This window comes from Clostridium sp. CTA-6 (genome assembly GCF_054768115.1).
In genome coordinates, this window is record NZ_BAAAAU010000005.1 from 1 (window position 1) to 25781 (window position 25781).

Consider the following 25781-nt stretch of genomic DNA (forward strand, 5'->3'; position numbering starts at 1 on the left):
GTACCATTAGTGATAGAGCTTACTTTAGTAATAGTACCATTTGTCAATGAACTTAATTGAGTAACATCAACAGTACCATTAGTGATAGAGCTTACTTTAGCGATAGTACCACTTGTCAATGAACTTAATTGAGTTACGTCAACAGTACCATTAGTGATAGAGCTTACTTTAGTAATAGTACCATTTGTCAATGAACTTAATTGAGTAACATCAACAGTACCATTAGTGATGGAACTTACTTTAGTAATAGTACCATTTGTCAATGAATTAACTTGAGTTACATTTACAGTACCACTTGTCAGTGAACTTAATTGAGTTACGTCAACAGTACCATTAGTGATGGAACTTACTTTAGCAATAGTACCATTTGTTAATGAACTTAGTTGAGTAACATCAACAGTACCATTAGTGATAGAGCTTACCTTAGTAATAGTACCATTTGTTAATGAATTCAACTGAGTAACATCAACAGTACCATTAGTGATGGAACTTACTTTAGTAATAGTACCATTTGTCAATGAATTAACCTGAGTTACATTTACAGTACCGCTAGTGATAGAATCTATTTTACTTATTGTTCCTACATTAATATCTAATTCACCATATTGATTTACTTTAAGAGGTAAATAATTACTGCCGTCATACCCAAAAACAGAGGTTTTTAGTTCCTCAGCTGAATTCGAGAAAACTATACTGTTAGCCATATAAAAATCACTTCCTCTATAAAAAATGAAGCCTTCAAAAGCTTCAATACATACTATGCAGTTTTCATAGTAAATGCTACAATAAAAAATAAAATTGTTTTAAAAAAATAGAGCTCAAGCTATTAAATAAAAATTTAAAGCCTAAACCCCATTTTTATAACTAAGAAAAATAATCTATTATATTTTTTTCAAAATCCTCTTCTGGTAATTTTAATTTTTTTAAATAGTATTCTAGTTTATAATTACAAGGAAAGTATTTAATAATAGGCTCTTCTACGGTTAATTCATATTTTAGATTGGTGTTGGATGTAATAATGTATAACATTTCCTTTAATTTGATTTTTTTTGAAGGTGTTAAATTTATAATTTCTTCCCCTGGAAAAACACTGATATTTTTAGCCGACTCAATCATAACTTTAGATATAAATTCAGCAGATAGTGGATTAAAATAATTATTATAGCCATTAACTTTTAAAACTTTATTTTCTTTAATACACCTGTCAATTAAGGACATTAATCTGTTATCTCTTTCAAACCTTCCATAACCATAGGTAAGTCTATATATAATCAATTTTTTATTCTTTACATCTTTCATTATATATTTTATAGCCATTTCAGCGTTATATTTACATATCCCATATAGACTATTAGGATATATATTTTGGTTTTCTTTAACACAGCCAAAGTTTCCGTCATATACAGCTGCACTAGAGAGAAATACAATATTACATTTTATTTTATCTTTCATTTCAAATATATAATTGGTGTCTTTTTTTATAAATTCATAGAAATTATTTGTATTAATATTCGTGTTGCTATTTCCACAAGTAACTATTAAAGTATCAATTTTATCCATAAGTTTTTCATTTTTTACAAAATTATCAAAACTTATTTTATTAAATCCCTGTAATATATTATTTGATTTATTAAAGTATATCATTAATATATCTTTATATTCTTCTTCATAGTTTTTACTTAAGATACTTTGAATATTTTGTCCTATAAATCCACTAGCTCCTAAAACTGCTATCATTTTATATTCTCTTCTTTAATTTGTTTATACCAATCAATCATTTGTTTTATACCTTCTTCAATACTTACTTTTGGAATAAATCCCAGATTTTGCAATTTATCTGCATTAAAATATTTGCTTTGAGATTTAAACTTGCCATTAAATGTTTGCTTTTTTATTAAACTAGGATCTGCAGATAATTCTTTTCTGATAAATTCTGCACTTTCTTCTATAGTTTTATATTCTTTGTTATTTCCTATATTATATGCATGATATTCATGACTATCAAAATTATGCTTTTTAATTATTAATAATATTCCTTCTATAAAATCATCTATATGACACCAAGAACGAACACAATTTTTATCAACATTAATTTCTTCGCCATTTAAAAGCTTCCATGTAAAAATATCCAAGGCAGATTTATATTTTGAAGAATATACTCCTGGTCCGTATACCATAAAAGGTCTTATACCGACTGCCTTTAATCCATAATTTTTAACATAATGTCTAACTAAACTTTCACCAAATAATTTACTTATAGCATAAACATTATTTAAAGTTAAAGGGCTTACATTTAGCATATCATCTTCCATAACTTCTTTATCGTCAAAAATATCTCCATAAACCTCTGAGGTGCTAAAATATACAAATTTAGCATCATACTCTAATGCAATATTTATTAAATTCAAAGTTCCTTTTACTGCAGAGTCAATCATTTTCCAAGGATGCTCTTCACCATTTATTCTACCAACCTCACTTGCAGCATGAATTATATATTTTATATTCCCATCTATTCTTTTTACATTAGTATAGATTTCACCGAAATCGGTAATGTCTGATCTTATATAATCATCATAATCTCTAATATATTGATCTAAAACAACTATTTTGTAATCCTTATATTCTAATTTTAATTTCTCAACTAATTTTTTACCTATAAAGCCTAATCCACCTGTAACTAAAATAACATCTTTCAATTCTTTACATCCCCTTTATAAGATTAATATTTTTATAAAATTCACTAAAGGATTCACTATCCATTAGTTCTATTGATTTTTCAAAAATATTTTGTAAATCTTTTTTATAAAATGTATTTTCCATTTTATATGCAAAATTATTTCCTATATCTTTAAGAGTATCTTTATTTAATTTAATTAGATGATAACTAAATATAGGACGTATATTTAAACAGCTATCGTTAAACCAATTAAATTCTTCTATAAATTTTAAAAAGTCTTTCATATTTCCATGTTTTTTTAATAAATTTAAAATTCTTAGTCTAGTTATATTTGAACCTACTATCATTTTTATTGTACTTTTAGAGGTTTGATTTGGATGAGAAGTGTTAAAAACAGTTTTATCATCGTGAATAAATTTCAGATTTAATAAAATAGCTTTGCTTAGTAAATCCCAATCACCATCCACACTAACTAAGCTTGTATCAAAACCTCCACATTTTTTATATGCTTTCTTTGAAAAAATAAGGCTACTTCCATTTATAGGATTACTGTATGATAAATATGCTAATTTTTTCATTGTATTATCTGATTGCATCAAGTTGAGAATATTATTATCCATATTATATAATGCTCCATTTGTAATATTAGTTCCAAGAATCATTTTATTTGAGAAAACAATATCATAATTTTTATTCTTTAATAGATATAGATCTTGTTCTAATTTATCTGCATCTACATATAAATCATCTACGCTTATCCATCCTATATAATTGGTTTCAGCCATATTAAACCCAAATTTAAGAGCATATATTGCTCGGGAATTTTTATCCAAAGAGTAAATTTTTATATTTCCTATTTTGTCTTTATTTTTTTCTGCTAAAGATACACACTTATTTAGGCTGTTATCTGTGGATTTATCATCTACTAATATCCATTCCACTTTATTTTTAATAGTTTGACTTCCTATACTATTAAAAATATTTTCTAGAAAAATTTCTCCATTATAAATAGGTGTAACTACAGTAATTTCTTTTTCTATATTGCTATGACTGTATATTAGTTTTCCTTGAGTATTTATAATCTTATTATTATATAAAGATATTTCAGAATTAAGATTTATTAAATTATGGTTTTGTTGTGTTTTTGTGTCTTTTCCTTCTATAATTTCACTTATAATCTTATGGTTTGTATCCGATATTGAATAATTTTTTTCTATAAAATTTCTATATTCTATAGAGGAATATTCTTCATCAGAGAGCATATTTACGATATCATCTAAAGAGCTCCATACGTATTTTTCAGGATAAACTTCTTTAGCTCCTACAAAATTATGAATAAGGGGCCTGATTCCTTTTGACATAGCCTCCATAATCCCAAGGCCCTGGCTTTCTAAAACACTGGTACAAATAAGATAATTTTTATCCTCTAACCATTTATTTATATCTTTTTGCCAGCCATAAAATATAATATTTTTTTCTAATCCAAATTCCTTAATCATTTGATGAAAATATAATCTATATCGTTCTTCATCAAAAGTTCCAGCAATATGAAGTTTATATCTATTGTCTGTATCAAAAATCTTTTTAAAGGCATGCATAAGTAACATAGGTCCTTTTTTAAAATTTATATATCCAACATAGGCTATATTAAAACCTTTTTTTCTTTCTTTGTATTCCTGTTTACTTAAATCGATACCATTAGGAATAACATAGACTTTATGCTGAGGTATAAAAATCTTACTTAAAACAATTCTTTTTATATGCTCTGCTACAAATATAACTTTATCAACATTGCTCCAATTAACTTGATATATATAGTTAGTAAAAGCTTCATAACTATGGAGTCTACATATTATTTTTTTATCTTTTGCCATTTCAAGCTTACTTCCATAAGCGACAAGAGGGTCACACCATTCAAACCAACAAATATCTGCCTTTTTCATCTCTTCATCAATTTGATCATAGTGATTTACAATTACTTTTTTTGTATCATACTCTTGCGATAAATATTCAATAATATCATCAATAAAGTTATCCAATCCTGGTAAAATAAAGAATGCTATTTTTTTCTTAGCTTCCACCATATCAACTCCTTTTAAGCTATTAAAAAACATATAGGAAATTAATTTTTAATTTAAAATTAGACCCATATTTATATAATATGATTATGTTGTTGTAATGCTTTTAAAAGAAGATAAAAGTTAAAAAATAGTTTATTTTCAAAATGGAGAATGAGAAAATGTTAATAAATATTATTACGGTATTTATCATAAATTTAAACTTTATTTAAGTAGTGAAAATCCCATTAGTTTATATATCACCCAGATAAGTAAAATGAATACTATATAATTAGGCACATTTTTTAGACTACTAATGTATGTTGTAATTAAAGAATTAGGAATTTATAGTAGTAGGAAATGTAACTAATGAAATTGAGATATCTAAAGATCAGGTTTCAAAGTAATATGATATGAGTAGCTATTACTTATTAAAGTAGTCATTATTTAAAATAATTATAAGGAGTGAACATATATGGCAACAATATCAGGTAGAGTTGTATTCGACCGAGATAGAAGTGCTACGATTAATGCTGGAGATTCAGGTATAGCTAATGTACCCGTGGTATTACAAAATACCGCTTCAGGTCTTAGACTTGTAGTTCTTACAGATGTTAATGGAAATTATTCATTTATAAATGTACCAAATGGTGATTATAGAATTGTACAATCTTTTGGAACACCTGGAGGCGTTCCAACACCAGGAAATTTCAATAACGCAGTAGTTGGACCTGTTCCAGTCGGAACAAATCCTCCAATAAGCTTTGCGACAAACCCTCCACCAGGTTCAACTAATCTAGATTCTTTAACCCCAGATACACTTCTAGTAACTGTTACAGGAGGAGATTTAACAAATGAAAACTTCCTTGATGGTCCAGTTATATATACACCTATACAAAATATACTAGATCCATGTGTGTCAGTTTCAAATGTAAATCTTATTAATGTTGCTGATAATGGAACATTTGGTTTTTTCCCTCCGGGTACTCCCGCTAATACGGGTGCTCCAGTTGAACCTTACCCAGGTGTAACCCCAGATTTTACCTATGTATTACCGGATCCAACTAAGTTTACACCACTTGATGGTGAGTATACAGTACAAAACATTATGACTAATGCAATGAGTAATCAAATAGGTGCTTGGTGGCGTATTGCAGACCATACTACAGGTAATGAAACAGGAAGAATGATGGTGGTAAATGGTTTTAATCCAGGGGCTGTTTTTTTTAGAGATGTAGTTTCAGTACAGCCTAATACAAACTATTTATTTAGTTCTTGGATTTTAAATCTATTTAAAGTAACGGGATTCCCAAATCCTGAGCTTGGTGTACGAATACTTGGTTCAAATGGCGATGTACTATATAGTGCAACATTGGGAGCTCAGATTCCTGTTAATACAAATGCTCCAGAATGGAAACAAATAGGTACTGTAATAAATTCACAAAACAACACAAGCTTAACGGTAGAATTTTTAAGTGAAGGGCCAGCGGTTATTGGAAACGATTATGCTATAGATGATGTATCATTAAACGAAATTCAGATTCCTCTATTTATACCTGTAAAAACTGTTAGTACCCCTGTTGCAAATGTTGGGGAAACAGTAACCTATACAGTAACATTAGAAAATACTTGTACTAGTCCTTTAACAAATGTATTTTTTAAAGATAACGTACCGAATGGATTATCATTTGTGCCTGGCAGCGTAACAGTTAATGGAGTATCAGATATAACATTAGATCCTAATATTGGATTTACTATACCGGATATTCCAGGAGGTTCTACTGCTACTGTAACTTTTGATGCTATAGTTAAAACTGTTCCAACCCCTAATCCAACCCTTAATACAGCAACAATAAATTATTCTTATACACCTGTAGAAGGGGGAATAGAAAACAATTTTACTGTGAATTCTAATACTGTCCCACTTGAGGTAGGTGCTTTAGCAGATGTTTCAGTTGTAAAAACAGGAAGTCCAGACCCAGTAATACCAGGAGAAGTATTGACTTATACAATTGATGTAATGAATGCAGGACCATCAGATGCCCAAAATGTTGTTTTAGATGATGAAATTCAATCTACTATAATAGATCCAGAATTCTCAATAGATGGAGGAGTAACCTTTAATCCATGGCCAACGATTTATGATATAGGAACATTATTAGCGGGTGAAATAAGAACTATTTTAATAAGAGGAACAGTAGCATCATTCGCCACAGGGATTATAAGTAATATTGCAAATGTAATTTCATCAACACCAGATCCTGATCTAAATAACAATACATCAATAGTAAATACAGAAGTTAATGCATTAGCAGATATTTCAGTTGTAAAAACGGCAAGTCCAAACCCAGTAAATCAAGGAGAAATATTAACTTATACAATTGATGTAACAAATGCAGGACCAGCAGATGCCCAAAATGTTGTTTTAACGGATGCTATTCCACCTGAAATTATAGGAGCAGAATTCTCAACAGATGGAGGCGTAATCTTTAGTCCATGGCCAGGAAGTTTTGATATAGGAACATTATTAAATGGCGAAACAAGGACTGTTTTAATAAGAGGAACAGTGTCACCATCAGCAATAGGTACTATAAGGAATACTGCGGGGGTAATTTCATCAACACCTGACCCTGACTTGAATAACAATATGTCAACAGTAGATACCGAAATTAATACAGCAGATATTAGTGTTATAAAAACATCAGATTTAAATCCAGCATTCCCAGGAGAGATACTAACTTATACAATTAGAGTAACAAATGCAGGACCAGCAGATGCCCAAAATGTTGTTTTAACGGATACTATTCCACCTCAAATTGTAGGAGCGGAATTCTCAATAGATGGAGGGGTAACCTTTAATCCATGGCCAGGAAGTTTTAATATAGGAACATTATTAAATGGTGAAACAAGAACTATTTTAATAAGAGGGACAGTAGCGGCATCAGCTTCAGGAATTATATCTAATACTGCTGAGGTAACATCAACAACACCAGATCCTAATCCAGATAACAACACATCAACAGTAGATATAGAAGTTAATGCTTTAGCAGATATTTCAGTTATAAAAACAGGAAGTCCAAATCCAGTAATGTCAGGAGAGACTTTGACCTATACAATTGATGTATCAAACTTTGGGCCATCCCTTGCTGAAAATGTTACTTTAAGTGATGTTATTCCACCTGAAATAACAGGAGCAGAATTCTCAACAGATGGAGGAGTAACCTTTAATCCATGGACAGGAAGTCTTGATCTTGGAACATTATTAAATGCTGAAACAAGAACTATTTTAATAAGAGGAACAGTAGCTCCAGTAGCTCCAGGTTTCATAACTAATACTGCAGATGTAACATCAACAACACCAGATCCTAATCAAAGTAATAACACATCAACATCAGTTATAGAAGTTAATGAATCTACTCAAGTAGCAGATGTTGGAGTTTTTAAATCAGTAGAGATGAATCCGGTAACTCCAGAAGAGATGGTAGTTTATCCGATTAAAGTATCAAATTTTGGACCAGCAGATGCCCAAAATGTTATTTTAACGGATGCTATTCCGCCTGAAATAACAGGAGCAGAATTCTCAACAGACGGAGGAATAACCTTTAATCCATGGCCAGGAAGCTTTAATATAGGAACATTAACAGCTGGTGAAACAAGAAATATTTTAATAAGAGGAACAGTATCACCATCGGCTACAGGGATTATAAGTAATACTGCAGAGGTAAGTTCAACAACAGAAGATCCTAATCCAAGCAATAACACATCTACAGTAGATGTGGAAGTTGTACCATCAGCAGATGTTTCAGTTACAAAAACAGCAGCTCCCAATCCAGTAATACCAGGAGAAATATTGACTTATACAATTAATGTATCCAATGCAGGTCCATCAAATGCCCAGAATGTTGTTTTAACGGATGTCATTTCATCTGATATTATAGCGCCAGAATTTTCAATAGACGGAGGAGTAACCTTTAATCCATGGCCAGAAAGTTTTGATATAGGAACATTACTAAGTGGTGAAACAAGAACTATATTGATAAGAGGAACAGTGTCATCATCAGCTACAGGAACTATAACTAATACTGCAAATATAACTTCATCAATACCAGATCCTAATCTAGACAATAATGAATCTACAATAATTACAGAAGTTAATGCTTTAGCGGATATTTTAGTTGTAAAAACAGGAAGTCCAAACCCAATAGTAACAGGAGAAATATTAACTTATACAATTGTAGTATCCAATGCAGGACCATCAGATGCTAAAAATGTTATTTTGAATGATGAAATCTCATCTAATATTATAGCGCCAGAATTCTCAATAGATGGAGGAGTAACATTTAATCCATGGCCAACAATTTATGTTATAGGAACATTACCAGCTGGTGAAGCAAGAACTATATTGATAAGAGGAATAGTGTCACCATCAGCCACAGGAGTTATAAGTAATACTGCAAGTGTAATTTCATCAACACCAGATCCTAATCTAGACAATAATGAATCTACAACAATGATAGAAGTTAATCCAGCAGCAGATATTGGGGTTATAAAAACATCAAGTCTGAATCCAGTAATGCCAGGAGAAATATTAACTTATACAATTGATGTAACAAATGCAGGACCAGCAGATGCCCAAAATGTTGTTCTGGATGATGCAATTTCACCTGATATTATAGCGCCAGAATTTTCAATAGATGGAGGAGTAACATTTAATCCATGGCCAACAATTTATGTTATAGGAACATTACCAGCTGGAGAAACAAGAACTATTTTAATAAGAGGAACAGTGTCACCATCAGCTACAGGAGTTATAACCAATACTGCAGCTGTAACTTCATCAACACCAGATCCTAATCCAAACAATAATGAATCTACAGTAAATACAGAAGTTAGTGCTGTTGTATCAGCAGATATTTCAGTTGTAAAAACAGCAATCACAAAGCAAGTAAGGTCAGGAGATACGGTAGTTTATACAATTGTAGTATCCAATGCAGGACCATCAGATGCCCAAAATGTTTTTTTAACGGATACTATTCCACCTGAAATAATAGGAGCAGAATTTTCAACAGATGGAGGAGTAACCTTTAGTCCATGGCCAGGAAGTCTTAATATAGGAACATTACCAGCAGGGGCTTCAAGAACTATACTAATAAGAGGTAAGGTAGTATCATCAAATACAAAATGTAAATGCATAACTACTATAACTAATACCGCAAGAGTAACTTCAACAACACCAGATCAAAATCTAAATAATAACACATCAACTGCCACTATAAAGGTTTGCAGATGTTTTATAGTTTGTTTTAAATGTCGTTGCTGTAATAAGTGCAAACCTGATTGTAAGAATGAACATTAAAAATTATTAATATAAAATAAAGGGACTGTCTCACAAAGTATAAAAATACAATGTGAAAAGTCCCTTATCTGCTTTATAGCCAAATTGTATTTGAAAATTTAATCATTACAATATATTTGGGGTTATTTTAAAATATTTTTGTATAATAATTCAAACTGTACCCTTTATTGTTTTTTAGTAGATATAATCTTTAATCATTAATGGCTCTAATATTCCAATCTTCTTAAGAGTAAGAGTAGGGGGAAAATTAGAATTTTGTTTATTATTTTAAATATAAAAGATATTTGGAATAATTTAATGGATAGCGTCCTATGTATTAGTATAGAAGTATTAATAATGAAAGGAGATTAGAAAAATGAAAAAAGTGTTTAAAAGGATATTTCCAATCTCTTTAGTATTAGTTATGTTATTTTTGTTTATTCCTATAACTAATGTATTTGCTAGCTCAAATTCTTCTGACAAAATATTGGTGGGATATTGGCATAATTTTGACAATGGTACTGGAATTATTAGACTGAAGGATGTATCTACTAAGTGGGACGTAGTAAATGTAGCTTTTGGAGAATCTATAGGGGATAGAGCTACTATAGAATTTTCACCAGAAATAGGAACTGATCAGGAATTTAAAAAAGACATTGCATATCTTAATAGCATAGGAAAAAAAGTTGTTCTTTCTATTGGAGGGCAAAATGGGGTAGTATTATTACCTGATGAAGATGCAAAAAAGAATTTTATAGATTCTATGATATCTTTGATTGATAAGTATGGATTTAACGGCATAGATATTGATCTTGAATCTGGGATAAATTTAATAAATAATGATAAAGATTTTAAGAATCCTAAAACTCCACAAATTGTAAATCTTATATCTGCTGTTAGAGATATATGTAACCATTATGGTCCAGATTTTATATTAAGTATGGCGCCTGAAACAGCATATGTACAAGGTGGATATGTGGCTTATGCAGGAAATTGGGGAGCTTATTTACCAATAATACATGGATTAAGAGACAAACTTACTTATATTCATGTACAGCATTATAATGCAGGAGGAAATACAGCACTTGATGGAAACAATTATACACAGGGAACAGCAGATTATGAGGTGGCAATGGCAGAAATGTTATTACAAGGCTTTCCTGTAGCAGGGAATGCAGATAATATATTTCCACCATTAAAGCAAGAACAGGTGGTAATAGGTTTACCCGCTTGTCCGTCAGCTGCTCCAAGTGGAGGATATATTAAACCTAGCGAAATGAAAAAGGCTTTGGACTATCTTATGAAAGGAATTCCTTATGGAGGAAAGTATAAACTTGTAAATAGTAATGGATATCCAGCGTTTAAAGGATTAATGACATGGTCAATTAATTGGGATGCAAAAAGTAATTATGAATTTTCAACAAATTATAGAGAGTATTTTGATAATTTTAAGCAACCACCAGTAACTGAAAAACCATCTATACCAACAGGTTTAAAGGGAGAAGCTATAAGTAAGTCACAAATAAATATAACATGGAATTTAGCACTTGGAGCAACTAGCTATGATTTAAAGGTTGATGGAAACATAATAAGTAATGTGAATAATCCATACAAACATATTAATCTTAAACCAGGCTCTATGCATAGCTATGAGGTAAGGGCTGTGAATTCAGTAGGGAATAGCGAATGGAGTAAAGCTATATTAGTACAAACCAAATCTGAATCTGATGTGGAAAATTGGGGAGCGAATATTTTATATAAAGCTGGAGACATTGTAAGTTATGAAGGAATTAATTACAGATGCATACAGACACATACTTCTTTGATAGGATGGGAACCTATAAATGCTCCTACTCTTTGGAAAAAAATAGACTAGATATAATTGAATTTTAATTATATATATGTTTGAGATAATCATAAATAAAATTTAGCTATAAACGGAGAAGGGACTTCTCATAATGAATCTTTATGCATTATGAGACAGTCCTTTTATTTGTTTAAAAAGAATTTCAATTTCTAAGGGGTTGATTTATATTAGCAATTTATGAATAATCAGGCTTTTATAGTGAGAAACTATACAAAAATAACAAGAAGGAAGGGAACAGAGTGTTGCAAAATATAGGTGAAAAAACAAATAGATTAATTAAAGAAAAGTCCCCATATCTTCTTCAGCATGCTCATAACCCAGTGGATTGGTATCCTTGGGGGGAAGAAGCTTTTGAAAAAGCAAAGATAGAGGTTAAGCCTGTATTTTTAAGTATAGGTTACTCTACTTGTCATTGGTGCCACGTTATGGAAAGGGAGTCCTTTGAGGATGAAGATGTAGCAGAGATTTTAAATGAAAATTTTATTTCTATAAAGGTGGATAGAGAAGAAAGACCAGATATAGATAGTATATATATGAATTTTTGCCAAGCATATACAGGCAGTGGGGGATGGCCGTTAACTATACTTATGACTCCAGATAAAAAGCCTTTTTTTGCAGGGACTTATTTCCCAAAATGGGGGAAACATAATATACCTGGAATTATGGATATTTTAAAATCCATAAATAAGCTTTGGCGTGAAGATAAAAATAAAGTATTAGAATCTAGTAATAGAATATTAGAACAAATAGAAAGATTTCAAGATAATCATGGAGAAGATGAACTTGAAGAATATATTATTGAAGAAGCCGCTCAAACTTTACTAGATAATTTTGATAGCAAATATGGTGGCTTTGGTACAAAACCTAAATTTCCTACAGCTCATTATATATTATTTTTATTAAGATACTATTATTTTAAAAAGGATAAAAAAGTATTAGATGTTATAAATAAAACCTTAACTAGTATGTATAAAGGTGGCATATTTGATCATATAGGTTTTGGATTTTCAAGATATTCTACAGATAATAAGTGGCTTGTACCTCACTTTGAAAAAATGCTTTATGATAATGCGCTCTTATCTATGGCTTATACAGAAGCTTATGAAGCTACAAAGAATCCTTTATATAAAGTTGTAACAGAAAAAATATTAAACTATGTAAAAAAATCTATGACTAGTGAAGAGGGAGGATTTTATTCTGCAGAAGATGCGGATTCTGAAGGAGTAGAAGGAAAATTTTATTTATGGACTAAAAAAGAAATAATGGATATTTTAGGAGAAGAGGATGGAGCGTTTTACTGTAAACTTTATGATATAACATCTAGAGGAAATTTTGAAAAGAAAAATATAGCTAATCTTATACAGACTGACTTAAAAGATGTTGATAATAATAAAGATAAATTAGAAAGAATTAGAGAAAAATTATTTGAGTATAGAGAAAAAAGAATACATCCTCATAAGGATGACAAAATATTAACTTCATGGAATGCTTTAATGATAATAGCTTTTTGTAGAGCAGGTAGAAGTTTTAAAAATGATAATTATATAGACATAGCAAAACAATCAGCAGATTTTATAATAAAAAACTTAATGGATGAAAAGGGTACATTATATGCAAGAATTAGAGAGGAAGAAAGAGGGAATGAAGGATTTATAGATGATTATGCTTTCTTTTTATGGGCACTTATAGAGTTATACGAAGCAAGCTTTGATATTTATTATTTAGAAAAATCTATAGAAGTTGCTGATAGTATGATAGATTTATTCTGGCATAAAGAAAAGGGCGGATTTTACTTATACAGCAAGAATAGTGAAAAGCTCATAGTAAGACCGAAGGAAATTTATGATGGGGCTATGCCCTCAGGAAATGCTGTAGCATCTTTAGCATTGAGTTTACTTTATTATATTACAGGAGAAGATAAGTATAAAAATCTAGTGGATAAACAATTTAAGTTTTTTGCAGCAAATATAAAAAGTGGGCCAATGTATCACTTATTTTCTGTAATAGCTTATATGTATAATATATCACCTGTACAGGAAATAACATTAGCTTATAGTGAAAAAGATGAAGCTTTTTATGAATTTATAAATGAATTGAATAATAGATATATACCTTTTTCAATAATAACCTTAAATGATAAAAGTAATAAAATAGAAAAAATAAATAAAAATTTAAAAGATAAAACTCCTATAAAAGATAAAACCACAGTTTATATATGCCAAGACTATGCTTGTAAAGAACCTATAATGGATTTAGAAAAATTTAAATCTGCATTATCTACTGATTCTTAGGGATAGTAAAGAAATATTTAATATAAGCCTTCGTTATAGTTTCATAGCGAAGGCTTAAAAAATTTAAGAGTAATTAATAAAATTATTATTTTTTAATTTTGGTATTTATAATATAATAAACTAAATGATAGTTATTTTCACATATTTAAGAGTTAATTAATAAATAAAAGGAGTAAATATGAAATATGAAGTTTATTGGTTATAGGACATTAAAGACAGCAGTTGGAGCTACAATTGCTATGAGTATTGCAGGAGCTTTGGGATTAAAGTATTCAGTATCTGCAGGGGTAATTACTATTTTAAGTATTCAAAATACAAAAAGAAAATCATTAAATGTAGCCATCCAAAGGATGATAGCTTGTATATTAGCTTTAGCTATATCCTCAATTTTGTTTACCCTGTTAGGTCATAATGCTATAGTTTTTGGATTATTTTTACTTGTATTTATACCTTTAGCAGTTAAATTTAATTTACAGGAAGGAATTGTAGTAAACTCTGTATTAGCGACCCATATATTAGCAGAAAAATATGTAAGTATAAATTTATTTTTAAATGAAATTCTATTAATGTTTATAGGAGCAGGAATTGCTTTATTACTTAATTTATATATGCCAAGTATAGAGAAAGAAATAAGGGAAGATCAATTATATATAGAAGAAAAGATGAAAGAAATACTTATTCAAATGTCCATAGCATTAAGAGAACTGTCTGTTTCACTTAAGGAAGATGAAATATTTAAGGATTTAGAAGAAAGACTTTTTAAGGCAAAAAAAAGAGCATATATTAATTTAAATAACTATTTTCTTTTAGATGTAAGTTATTATGCAACTTATATGGAAATGAGAATACAACAATTCGAAACTTTGAAAAAAATGAGACAGCACTTTCAAAAATTCTTTATGACCTATGAGCAGACAGAAATGATAGCAGATTTTACAAAAAAAGTAGCAGATTCTCTGCATGAAGAAAATACAGGAGAGGATTTACTTTTAGATTTAGAGGATTTAAGAGAAAGTTTTAAAAATATGAATTTGCCAAGCACAAGAGAAGAATTTGAAAATAGAGCTTTGCTTTTTCAATTTTTAAATGATATGGAACAATTTTTAATTACTAAAAATGAATTTAAAAAGACCATAGACAAATTAGATTACAAAATGAAGGATTATGAAATCAAAAATTAAACTTATTATTTATATTAAAGGAACTTAAAAATATTAGATTAAAGTAGTTTTTAAATTTATAAATAATGATACAGTAGTGCTAAAGGACAAAGAGGAACTTTAAGCACTATTTTGTTTTATGCTCATATAATAGCTATGAAGAGATTAATATATAAGAGGGAGTTATGGAAAAACAAGAATATTATATAGAACTGAATAATAAAGCAGAAAGGATGCTTAGAAAAGGAGAGTTTTTAGGTAGTGGTCATAACGGTATAGTATATCTATTACCAGATAAAAAAGCAATCAAAATTTTTAAAGAAAAAAAGGTATGTAAAAAAGAAAGAGAAATTTTACAAAAAACTAATACTAGCAAATATTTTCCGAAAGTATATGATTATGGAGACTATTTTATACTAAGGGAGTACATAAGGGGAGAAAGATTGGATCACTATATAAAACAAAATGGAATTAACAAAAGATTAACTCACAATATAATTAAACTTATAAAAGAGTTTGAAAGATTAAAATTTAAAAAATTAGATATAAGATGCAAAGATATTTATGTAGATAAGAAATGCAAACTAAGAATAATAGACCCTAAAAATAATTATTCTAAAACTGTTATATATCCAAGACATTTAATGAAAGGATTAAATAAACTTAAAGTATTAGATGATTTTTTACTTCAAGTTGAAAAGGAAGATCCTAAATATCACAATTTATGGAATACTAGAATGAAAGAGTATCTAGAAAAAGGAATAAAATAAGGAAATTACGACTTAAAAAGAAGTTATACTACCTGTACTTTAAAAAAGGGATATGTGGCGAGATCGGCAACTCACTTCAATAAGAGATTCTAATTTGTTTTTTCTTAAAATATATGGTTCCAAATCAAACTTAATGAACGCTCGGACAATAATTTGGAACATACATATATTTTGAAAAAACAGGCCAGAATCTCTAATCTTGTTGAAATGCCTTTTACACCACATAGCCCTATTTTTTAAACCAAGGGAAGCTAGCATAACTCTTTAAATCAATAAATTTAGTTAATACCTTACAAATTACAGTTGTTATAAATCAAAATATTCCAAATAAAATAAATCCTATTACATTAATTGCAAAGTTAGCAAACATATGTACCATCCAGGAGGAGTATATATCTTCATTTTTCTCATTTAAAAAGTTAAATATAATTCCACCTACTACTAGTCCCATCATTACCAACACAAAGGTAACTATAGAGAACCATCCAATCATCATTGCAATGTGATATAAGGCAAAAGATATGGAACTGATACTGTATGCCAAAGATCGTGAGGTAAATTTTTTCAGCGACAAAAAAGCGAAACCACGAAAAAAGAATTCTTCAAGGAGCGAATTAATAAAGGAGATATATAAGGAGACAAACACGAAGTTATTTTTACTAACACCTATATTACTTTGTAGAGCAATTGTAATTCCAGACAAATCCAATACATTTCTTAAGGAAAAATATGTACCCATTATAACAATAAAAACTCCCATGCCAAGGAACAATGACATAAAAAAGCTTTGTTTTTTAAAACAAAACAATTTTTTTAAAGATAACTGCTTGGTCAGATGAGAATATACCAAGGGACACCCTAAAAATAAAATGATTTTAATTGCAGATTTCACAGCATAGCTGGGTTTAATTATAGCATCCACGATACCCATAATGATACAGCACATCAGGACAATAGAAGTAATTATAATTAATTGTACAGATTTGTTTTTTATTATTGGTATATCTATATTCATACCATTTTATCCTCCATAAAATATAAACAATTTCTATTTTATTATATCTCCAATTAAGAGGTAAGATCCATTTCTTCCTTTGTTTCAGCTGCTTTTTTTAATTGATATCATGATATTACCAATTCAGTTCTAATCCTACTCCAACTTCTTTTACGGGCAAAGTTTTATGTATTTCTGCTCTAACAGAAAATGAAGTACAATGGCAAGGATATAATTCTTTTACGTTGTTCTGTCTTAAATAATCTATAGTTTTATTAACTTGTTCATTCACCTCAAATAAATGAAATCCTCCTATAATTCCTAATACTCTAGTATCTTTACATACTTTTTTTGCATATTCTATTATATTGCATATCCCACTATGAGAACATCCTGTAATAATATAAATGCCATTTTTACTTTTATATACAAGAGCTGTATCATCTATTACGTAATCATCAATTGAATTTTCACCAATAATCTGTTTACCAATAGGCTTTCTATTTTCAAAGTCATTTAATTCAGGTATTTCTCCTAAAAAAGTTATATGTTTGCTAATTTTTTTAGGTTCTTTAGAAAGAATTAGATTACATTTTTCTTTTAGTTCTTTCTCCAAAATAGGAGAGCAAATTTTTAAATTGCCTATCATTTTTTCTTTAAATGCATTGGGATGAGCAATGATAGAAATATTTTCTTTATAATTTTGTTCAAAATAGTATTTTAATCCTCTTGTGTGATCATCATGACCATGTGAAATAACAATAGAACTTATATTTTGTAAATCTATCCCTAGTGCATTTGAGTTTCTAATAAATAAATCAGAATACCCTACATCAAATAGAAAACTAGTATCTTCATCTTCAATGTAGTATGAAACAGCAGGTTCACCACAATAATATTGGTCAATGTATGTATTATTATCTACTAAGACTTTTAATTTCATATTTTTAACTCCTTTATGTAATGCAAATAAATTCTCCCATAAATTATAAACTTATACTAAATCATAGTCTAATTGTATACATTACTAATATTAATTTCAACATAATGTATACAGCAACTGATGGAAATTATCTTTAAAAAGTATGCTATTTTCCCGTGGTTTAAAAATAAGGATATGTGCTGTAAAAGGCATTTGAATAAGATTAGAGATTCTTAGTTGTTTTTTTATATAACAATTATTAAAATAGTTTTTACAGTTATTAAAATAAGAAATAATTTTAGAGAAAATAGATATCTAGAAAAATAATTAGAATACTTTATTTGTGAGCTAATATTTAAGCGTAAAGTAAACAGGACGTTTACTTAGCTCTGTTGCCACAGGACGTGGAATTAGAGCGCTAGCTTAAATATTAGAGAACAAATATTAGTATTCTTTATTTTTATAGCTATCTATTGAACAAAATTATTTTTTATTTTAATTCTCTAACTATAAAGTTTTTTTATTTTCCTCTATTTCCTGTGCTAGATTTTCTAAGTATTCTTGTCTTTCCATTTTAAATAATAGTTCTTCCTCAACTTTATCCTTCTCCTTTAAAAGATCTTCAAGTCTCATAAAGTCAGAGGCATTTATTTCTACTTCCTCTTCTAGATTGGATAATTTTTTTTCAAGTTTTTCTATTTCCTTATCTATATTTTCATATTCAAGTTTTTCTTTATAAGAGAACTTTAATTTTGGTGTTTTTTCCTTTTGGTTATTAGTTTCCTTTGAAGCTTTATTTGTTTTTTCTTCCTTTGAAGTTATATTTGAGATTTCTTTTTTCTTATCTATAAAGTCTGAATAGTTTCCAATATATTCAGAAATTTTTCCATTACCTTCAAAGTGAAATATTTTATTACAGGTTCTATCCAAAAAGTATCTATCATGGGATACAGATATAACGGGACCATTAAATTCATCAATATAGTTTTCTAAAACTTTTAATGTATCAATATCTAGGTCATTAGTTGGTTCATCTAGTATAAGTACGTTAGGAGCAGTCATTAAGATTTTTAAAAGATATAGTCTTCTTTTTTCTCCACCAGATAGTTTTGAAATATAGCACCATTGCATATAATCTGTGAAAAGAAATCTTTCCATCATTTGGGAGGCGCTTATTTTAGTTCCATCTGCTGTGGTTATAAATTCTGCTGTTTCTCTTATATATTCTATAGCTCTTAAATTTGGATTCATATCCTCTGAATGCTGCGAGAAATATGCAATATTTACTGTAGTACCTATATCAATGGAACCACTATCTGGATTTATTTTATTTGTAATAATATTTAAAAGGGTAGATTTACCCATACCGTTGTTTCCTACTATACCAATACGATCATTTCTAAGTAAAATATAACTAAAATCTTTTATTAAAGTTTTCTTTTCAAATTTTTTAGTTAAGTGTTCTATGTTAATTATTTTTTTGCCTAATCTTGAATGAGCTACAGATATGTCTATATCATCACTATTATGACTGTAGTTACTTTCTCCTAGTTCTTCAAATCTTTTTATTCTTGCCTTTTGTTTGGTTCCTCTTGCTTGAACTCCAGCTCTAATCCATTCTAATTCTTTTTTATAAAGACTTTGTCTTTTTTCTTCTAAGGAATTTTCTAATGCTATTCTTTCAGCTTTCTTTTCCACAAACTGTGAATAATTGCAATTATAAGTGTACATAGTTCCATAATCTAGTTCTAAAGTTTTATTAACAACTCTATCTAAAAAATATCTATCATGGGTTACCATTAAAAGGGCACCTTTTCTAGTTTGAAGATAATTTTCAAGCCAATCTATAGTGTCATTATCCATGTGGTTTGTTGGTTCATCTAATATAAGTAAGTCACAAGGAGATATTAAAGAGGAGCATAGGGCAACTCTTTTCTTTTGGCCACCAGAGAGTTCTTTTATTTTTTTATCAAAGTCTGTTACATTAAGTTTTGTAAGAACGGTTTTAATTTTGCTTTCAAGATCCCAAGCATCTAAAGAATCCATTTCACTAGTTAATGTTAACAAATGATTTTGGAGTTTTTCATCCTCAGGATTTTTAGAAATTAGGTCTAAAGTCTTTTCATATTCACCTATTACAGACATTACTTTAGAATTACTTTTAAATACTTGTTCTAGTATTGTAGCATTAGGATCTAAATCTGGATTTTGATCTAAATATTCAATGGTAGCTCCCTTAGGAATAGTAATGGTACCACCATCAGGGCTATCTTCACCGGTAACAATTTTTAAAAGAGAAGACTTTCCTGTACCGTTAACTCCTATTAAACCTATTTTATCTTCATCACTTATGGTAAAAGAAACATCTTTAAATAAAGTTTTTTCACCATAACTTTTACATATATTTTCAACAGTTACTATAATCATTAAAATCATCCTTTTGTTAATTTAATTTATACTCTATGATGTATATTCTATTATAAAAAGCATTTATAGTAAAACATAAATATTACAAAATAGATTGTATAAATATTTATGGATTTATTTTATTTCATTTAAAGAAAGTAAACTTGCAAAATTTTTATAATTTAATTTTTTTTATTTAAATAGTTTGATAAACTACTTTAAGGTGTAAAAGTAATTGTATAAAAAATAACAAAATCATAAAAGAAATAATAAAGATATTTTTTTGAAAACATATAAAATATAGACTTGAAAAGGACTATATTTTATACAACTATATCTATTATTTGATTTATATAAATAATTTGTAAAATTATGAATTATGTGTTAATATATATGTGTGGAAAATTTAGCTAAAAATAGTTAAAACTTTATCATATTTATATTAAGCTCAGTACATATATAATACAAAATATTATCTAAATTTTCTAAAAATTGAAACTTATCTTTAAAAACAGATTTTATGTTAAAATATAAAAAACTACTATGTAAGTTAACTGTTTTATTTAAAACTGATTAATATACTTAAAAAATTTATAAAAATACTTAAATTTTTATAAAAATTTAAATTTTATATAAAATCTAGGAGGGACGATTTTATGTCAGATTCAAATACTATAACAGAACAAGAAATTGAAATTAAGGAGGTGGAAAAGAAAAATCTTAGACCTGTAATAGGAAAAGAAGGATTTATATGTTTAGCTTTGTTCTTAGGATTCTTCATTATTTTAGGTACTAAAATGGGAACAGTAAACATGTTTAATACATTAATGAAAACAGGATATCAACTACTTATGGAAACAGTTTTTTATATTATGGCTATAGCTGTTTTAGCTGGAGCTATATCAGGATTGTTATCTGAATTTGGAGTTATTTCTTTAATAAATAAAGCTTTGTCTCCATTAATGAAACCTTTATACAAGTTGCCAGGGGCTTCAGCATTAGGAGTAGTTACAACTTATTTATCAGACAACCCTGCAATTATAAGTTTGGCTAAGGATAAAGGATTTTTAAAGTATTTTAAAAAATATCAAGTACCAGCATTAACTAACTTAGGAACTTCTTTTGGAATGGGATTAATTCTAACCACATTCATGATTGCACAAAAATCTCCGGCAGGGGAAAATTTTGTGACAGCCGCTATAATAGGCGATATAGGTGCTGTTATTGGTAGTATTGTAAGTGTTAGATTAATGGTTAGACATACTAGAAAATTCTATGGAGAACATGCAGATGATATGGTTTATGAAAATGATGATGATGGTTATGATTCCTTAAAATATAGGGAGGTTAGAGAAGGCGGCGTAGGTGCAAGATTACTTGAATCTTTACTAGAAGGCGGTAAAACAGGTGTTGAACTTGGACTAGCTATAATTCCAGGGGTAGTTATAATTTGTACTTTAGTATTAATGTTAACTAATGGGCCATCACCAAAGGGATATACTGGAGCTGCATATGAAGGTATATCATTCTTCCCTTGGGTAGGAGAAAAATTAAGTTTTATTTTAAATCCATTATTTGGGTTTAAACATCCAGAAGCAATAGCATTTCCAATAACCTCCTTAGGAGCAGTTGGTGCAGCTATGAGTTTAGTTCCTCAATTTTTATCAAAAAATTTGATTGGTGCTAATGAAATAGCAGTATTTACTGCTATGGGTATGTGCTGGAGTGGATACTTAAGTACTCATATAGCTATGATGGATAGCCTAAACTGTAGAAAATTAACAGGTAAAGCTATACTAAGCCATACTTTTGGAGGATTAGTAGCAGGAATATCAGCTCATATCATTTATATGTTAGTCAGTGTATTTTAGTGATATAATAAAGAATGTAAAAATAGAGATATAGAATTTTAAAATTCTATATCTCTATTTTTATTGAAAAGTAAAAGATAAGTTTAAAATATTACTTATATAAATTTAGCTTATATAGCCAGACATATTACGCTGTGTTTAATCATATTAAATATTGTTTATATATCATTATGTATAACTTAAAGATTAAAGTTATAAAGTCTATGATAATTCTAATATATAGTAGTTCTAACAAATAAAAATATAAAATTATATTATGAAGATATATTAAAATTGTTTATAATGGTGTATGTATAAAATAAGCAAATATGAGCTGTGTATCATATGATATAGTAGATATTTAAAGGAGATAAGTAAAAATGAACATTCAAATATTTGGAATAAAAAAATGTTTTGATACAAAAAAAGCTGAGAGATATTTTAAAGAGAGAAAAATAAAGTACCAATTTATAGATTTAAATATAAAGGGATTAAGTAAGGGGGAACTTCAAAGCATAAAATCTGCGATAGGATTAAATGAGTTAATAAATAAAGATAGTAGGGAATATAAAAAAACTAATATAGGAAGTATTAGAACAGACAGTGTAAAAGAAGATTTGCTTTTAAATAATCCTAAATTATATAAAACTCCTATAGTACGTAATGGAAAAAAAGCAACAGTAGGATATGAACCTGAAATTTGGAAAGAATGGGATTAAGTGATTTTTAGCAAGGGTAGCAATAGGAGAAGTTTGTATTTTTTATAGATAGCATGTATTATAAGTGGTAGTTCAAATGTATCAAGTAAATTTTAAGTTTTCGGGAAGCTTGATTAGAATGATTAGTTTTTCATATGAATATTAGTAACAATAATAGTAATAAAATAAAGTATATAAGATTGGAGTATAAATTAGTGAAAAGATTTAAAAAATTTTATATTGAGATTACAAATGTATGTAATCTTGCCTGTGATTTTTGTCCTGAGACAAAAAGGAAAGCACAATTTATGTCAATAGAAATCTTTGATAAAATATTAGATCAAATAAAACCTTATACAGATTATATATATTTTCATGTAAAGGGAGAGCCTCTTCTTCACCCAGATATAGATAAATTCTTAGATTTAAGCTACAAAAAAGGTTTTAAGGTTAATATAACTACAAACGGAACTTTAATAAATAAGGCTAAAGATAAAATTATAATGAAGAAAGCACTAAGACAGGTTAACTTTTCTCTACATAGCTTTGATGGAAATGAAGAATCTAAAAACAAGGATAAATATATTAATGATATTCTTTCCTTTATAAGAGATACAATTGAAAATAATAATATTTTTATATCTTTAAGGTTATGGAATCTAGATAAGGATAATATAACAAATCTTAAGAAGAAGAGAAATGCTGAGTTGCTCCAGATAATAGAGAAGGAATTTAAATTACCTTATAAGATTGAAGAAAAAATAACTCCAGGTAAAGGGATCAAAGTCTACAATAGAATATATATAAATCAGGATCATGAATTTGAGTGGCCAGATTTAAAAGCAGAAGAGGATGATGGAAAAGGCTTTTGTTATGGACTTAGAAATCAAGTAGCTATATTAGTAGATGGAACAGTAGTACCTTGTTGTTTAGATGGGGAAGGCGTAATTAATCTTGGAAATATAAATGAGATTGATTTTTCTAGGATAATAGATAGTGAAAGAGCTAGCAATATTTTAGATGGCTTTTCAAGGAGAGAAGCAGTAGAAGAATTGTGTAGAAAATGTGGATATAGGAAGAAATTTAGTATTTAAATAATAATATATACAGTAATTATTGTTAAAAAATTAATTATATAAAAAAAACTTGAAAATTTGAAAACGATATGATATTATATAAGTGTAATTTAATTATAAAATTTAATTATTTCAGGCAGAGATATTGAGAGCCTTAATTTAAAATGGGATTATTATACCCATTTTAAATTAAGGCTCTTTTGATTTATAAGGAGGAGTAAGTAATATGTTTGATGTTACAATTATAGGTTCAGGGGTTACAGGAGCTGCTGTGGCTAGAGAGTTATCTAAATATAATTTAAAAACTTGTGTAGTGGAAAAAGCGATAGATGTAGCTAGTGGTACAAGTAAAGCTAATAGTGGTATTGTACATGCTGGTGAAGACCCAATTCCAGGAACTCTAAAGGCTAAGATGAATGTTAGAGGAAATGAAATGTTCGACAAATTACAAGAAGAAATAGATTTCCCATTTAAAAGAAATGAATCCTTTGTTTTATGCTTTGATGAAAAAGATATTGAAAAGCTAGAAGAACTAAGACAAAGAGGGTTAAAAAATGGTCTTCCAGACACAATGGAAATACTAAATAGAGAAGAAGCTTTAAAGTTAGAACCTAATTTATCAGAATATGTAGTGGCTGCTCTTAGACTTCCTACAGGAGGAATAGTATCTCCTTATGAATTTAATATAGCTCTTGCAGAATCAGCAGCTATGAATGGTGTAGAGTTTAAACTTGAAACAGAAATAATTGATATAGAGAAAAAACAAGATGGATATATATTAAAAACTAATAAAGGCGACATAGAAACTAAAGTTGTAGTAAATGCAGCTGGAGTTTTTGGAGATAAAATAAACAACATGGTAAGTGAAAAAAAATACCATATAACTGCAAGAAAAGGTGAATATTTATTATTTGATAAAACTGTAGGTGATATGGTTCAAAGAACAATATTCCAACTTCCAACAAAGATGGGTAAAGGGGTATTAGTTACTCCAACAGCAGATGGAAACTTACTTTTAGGACCAACTTCTGTAGATGTAGAAGAAAAAGATGATTTTGAAACTACAAGAGAAGGTCTAGATAATGTAGCAGAGAAAGCTAAATTAAGTATAAAAGAAATACCAATGAGACAGGTTATAACATCCTTTGCAGGACTTAGAGCTCATGAAGAAAATAGTGATTTTATAATAGGAGAGGCAGAAGATGCTGAAAACTTCATAAATGCTATAGGAATAGAATCACCTGGTTTAACTAGTGCACCAGCTATAGGTGAGTATATAAGAGAGATGATAGTTGAAAAATTAAAACCAGAAGAAAATAAAGAGTTTAATCCAATTAGAAAAGATATACCTAAATTTAGAGAAATGACAAATGAAGAAAGAAAAGAAATGATAAAAGAAAATTCTGCTTACGGAAAAATAGTCTGTAGATGTGAAGTAGTAACTGAAGGAGAAATAAGAGATGCTATAAGAAGACCTTTAGGTGCTAAAACTGTAGATGGAATAAAAAGAAGAACAAGAGCAGGTATGGGAAGATGCCAATCAGGGTTCTGTTCAAACAGAATAGTTGAAATATTAGCAGAAGAGTTAGGTATAAAAAGAAATGAAGTTACTAAGTTTGGCGGAAATTCAAAAATATTATATTAGAAAACTAATTTAAATTAATGAGGTAATTTAAAG

15 protein-coding genes and 1 pseudogene are annotated in these 25781 nt (G+C 28.7%); 9 read left to right on the plus strand and 7 right to left on the minus strand.

Annotated features, from left to right (window positions below; translation table 11 throughout):
* From ACYUDJ_RS08760 to ACYUDJ_RS08775, 4 genes and pseudogenes are all read right to left on the minus strand, one after another.
* Positions 1–704 (minus strand): annotated as a pseudogene (locus tag ACYUDJ_RS08760) (hypothetical protein); the annotation flags it as partial.
* A gap of 160 nt (positions 705–864) precedes the next feature.
* Positions 865–1737 (minus strand): NAD-dependent epimerase/dehydratase family protein, encoded by an 873-nt coding sequence (locus tag ACYUDJ_RS08765; RefSeq protein ID WP_045516610.1) that lies wholly within the window; start codon positions 1735–1737, stop codon positions 865–867.
* On the minus strand, positions 1734–2696 hold the full coding sequence (locus ACYUDJ_RS08770; protein ID WP_003489470.1) for an NAD-dependent epimerase/dehydratase family protein: 963 nt from the start codon (positions 2694–2696) through the stop codon (positions 1734–1736). Before ACYUDJ_RS08770 ends, ACYUDJ_RS08765 begins: the two co-directional genes overlap by 4 nt.
* Positions 2697–2700: 4 nt before the next feature.
* On the minus strand, positions 2701–4761 hold the full coding sequence (locus ACYUDJ_RS08775) for a glycosyltransferase (protein ID WP_042386399.1): 2061 nt from the start codon (positions 4759–4761) through the stop codon (positions 2701–2703).
* Positions 4762–5209: 448 nt separating this feature from the next.
* On the opposite strand from ACYUDJ_RS08775, the gene ACYUDJ_RS08780 reads away from it, so the two are divergent.
* The 5 genes from ACYUDJ_RS08780 (at position 5210) to ACYUDJ_RS08800 (ending at position 16157) form a co-directional block, all read left to right on the plus strand.
* A complete protein-coding gene (locus tag ACYUDJ_RS08780; protein ID WP_460289542.1) occupies positions 5210–10090 on the plus strand; it encodes an SdrD B-like domain-containing protein in 4881 nt (1626 codons plus the stop codon).
* Between the two features lie 355 nt (positions 10091–10445).
* Positions 10446–11945, plus strand: coding sequence for a glycosyl hydrolase family 18 protein (locus ACYUDJ_RS08785; protein ID WP_003489475.1), 1500 nt, complete (start codon positions 10446–10448; stop codon positions 11943–11945).
* A 233-nt stretch (positions 11946–12178) separates the two neighbouring features.
* Positions 12179–14227: a thioredoxin domain-containing protein gene (locus tag ACYUDJ_RS08790; protein WP_042386492.1), complete on the plus strand. Its 2049-nt coding sequence runs from the start codon at positions 12179–12181 to the stop codon at positions 14225–14227.
* A 185-nt stretch (positions 14228–14412) separates the two neighbouring features.
* Positions 14413–15408, plus strand: a complete 996-nt coding sequence (locus ACYUDJ_RS08795) for an aromatic acid exporter family protein (RefSeq protein WP_003489479.1) — start codon at positions 14413–14415, stop codon at positions 15406–15408.
* A gap of 164 nt (positions 15409–15572) precedes the next feature.
* A complete protein-coding gene (locus tag ACYUDJ_RS08800; protein ID WP_003489481.1) occupies positions 15573–16157 on the plus strand; it encodes a hypothetical protein in 585 nt (194 codons plus the stop codon).
* 313 nt (positions 16158–16470) lie between these two features.
* On the opposite strand, the gene ACYUDJ_RS08805 is transcribed toward ACYUDJ_RS08800, so the two are convergent.
* The 3 genes from ACYUDJ_RS08805 to ACYUDJ_RS08815 all read right to left on the minus strand — a co-directional run bounded on the left by ACYUDJ_RS08805 (position 16471) and on the right by ACYUDJ_RS08815 (position 20500).
* Entirely contained in the window at positions 16471–17172 is a 702-nt protein-coding gene (locus ACYUDJ_RS08805) for a CPBP family intramembrane glutamic endopeptidase (protein WP_003489483.1), read from the minus strand.
* Positions 17173–17287: 115 nt separating this feature from the next.
* On the minus strand, positions 17288–18094 hold the full coding sequence (locus tag ACYUDJ_RS08810) for an MBL fold metallo-hydrolase (protein WP_003489484.1): 807 nt from the start codon (positions 18092–18094) through the stop codon (positions 17288–17290).
* Between the two features lie 486 nt (positions 18095–18580).
* The gene (locus ACYUDJ_RS08815) at positions 18581–20500 is read right to left on the minus strand and encodes an ABC-F family ATP-binding cassette domain-containing protein (RefSeq protein ID WP_460289543.1); all 1920 of its coding nucleotides are present in this window, start codon (positions 20498–20500) and stop codon (positions 18581–18583) included.
* Positions 20501–21135: 635 nt separating this feature from the next.
* On the opposite strand from ACYUDJ_RS08815, the gene ACYUDJ_RS08820 reads away from it, so the two are divergent.
* The 4 genes from ACYUDJ_RS08820 to ACYUDJ_RS08835 all read left to right on the plus strand — a co-directional run bounded on the left by ACYUDJ_RS08820 (position 21136) and on the right by ACYUDJ_RS08835 (position 25748).
* Complete coding sequence (locus ACYUDJ_RS08820) at positions 21136–22350, plus strand: CD0519/CD1768 family membrane protein (RefSeq protein ID WP_003489489.1); 1215 nt, start codon at positions 21136–21138, stop codon at positions 22348–22350.
* Positions 22351–22709: 359 nt separating this feature from the next.
* Positions 22710–23048, plus strand: a complete 339-nt coding sequence (locus ACYUDJ_RS08825) for an arsenate reductase family protein (protein ID WP_003489491.1) — start codon at positions 22710–22712, stop codon at positions 23046–23048.
* Positions 23049–23227: 179 nt separating this feature from the next.
* Positions 23228–24121 carry a radical SAM/SPASM domain-containing protein gene (locus tag ACYUDJ_RS08830; protein ID WP_080333601.1) on the plus strand — a complete coding sequence of 298 codons (894 nt, stop codon included), beginning with the start codon at positions 23228–23230 and terminating at the stop codon, positions 24119–24121.
* A 208-nt stretch (positions 24122–24329) separates the two neighbouring features.
* A complete protein-coding gene (locus ACYUDJ_RS08835; protein ID WP_003489496.1) occupies positions 24330–25748 on the plus strand; it encodes an NAD(P)/FAD-dependent oxidoreductase in 1419 nt (472 codons plus the stop codon).
* Positions 25749–25781 lie beyond the last annotated feature (33 nt).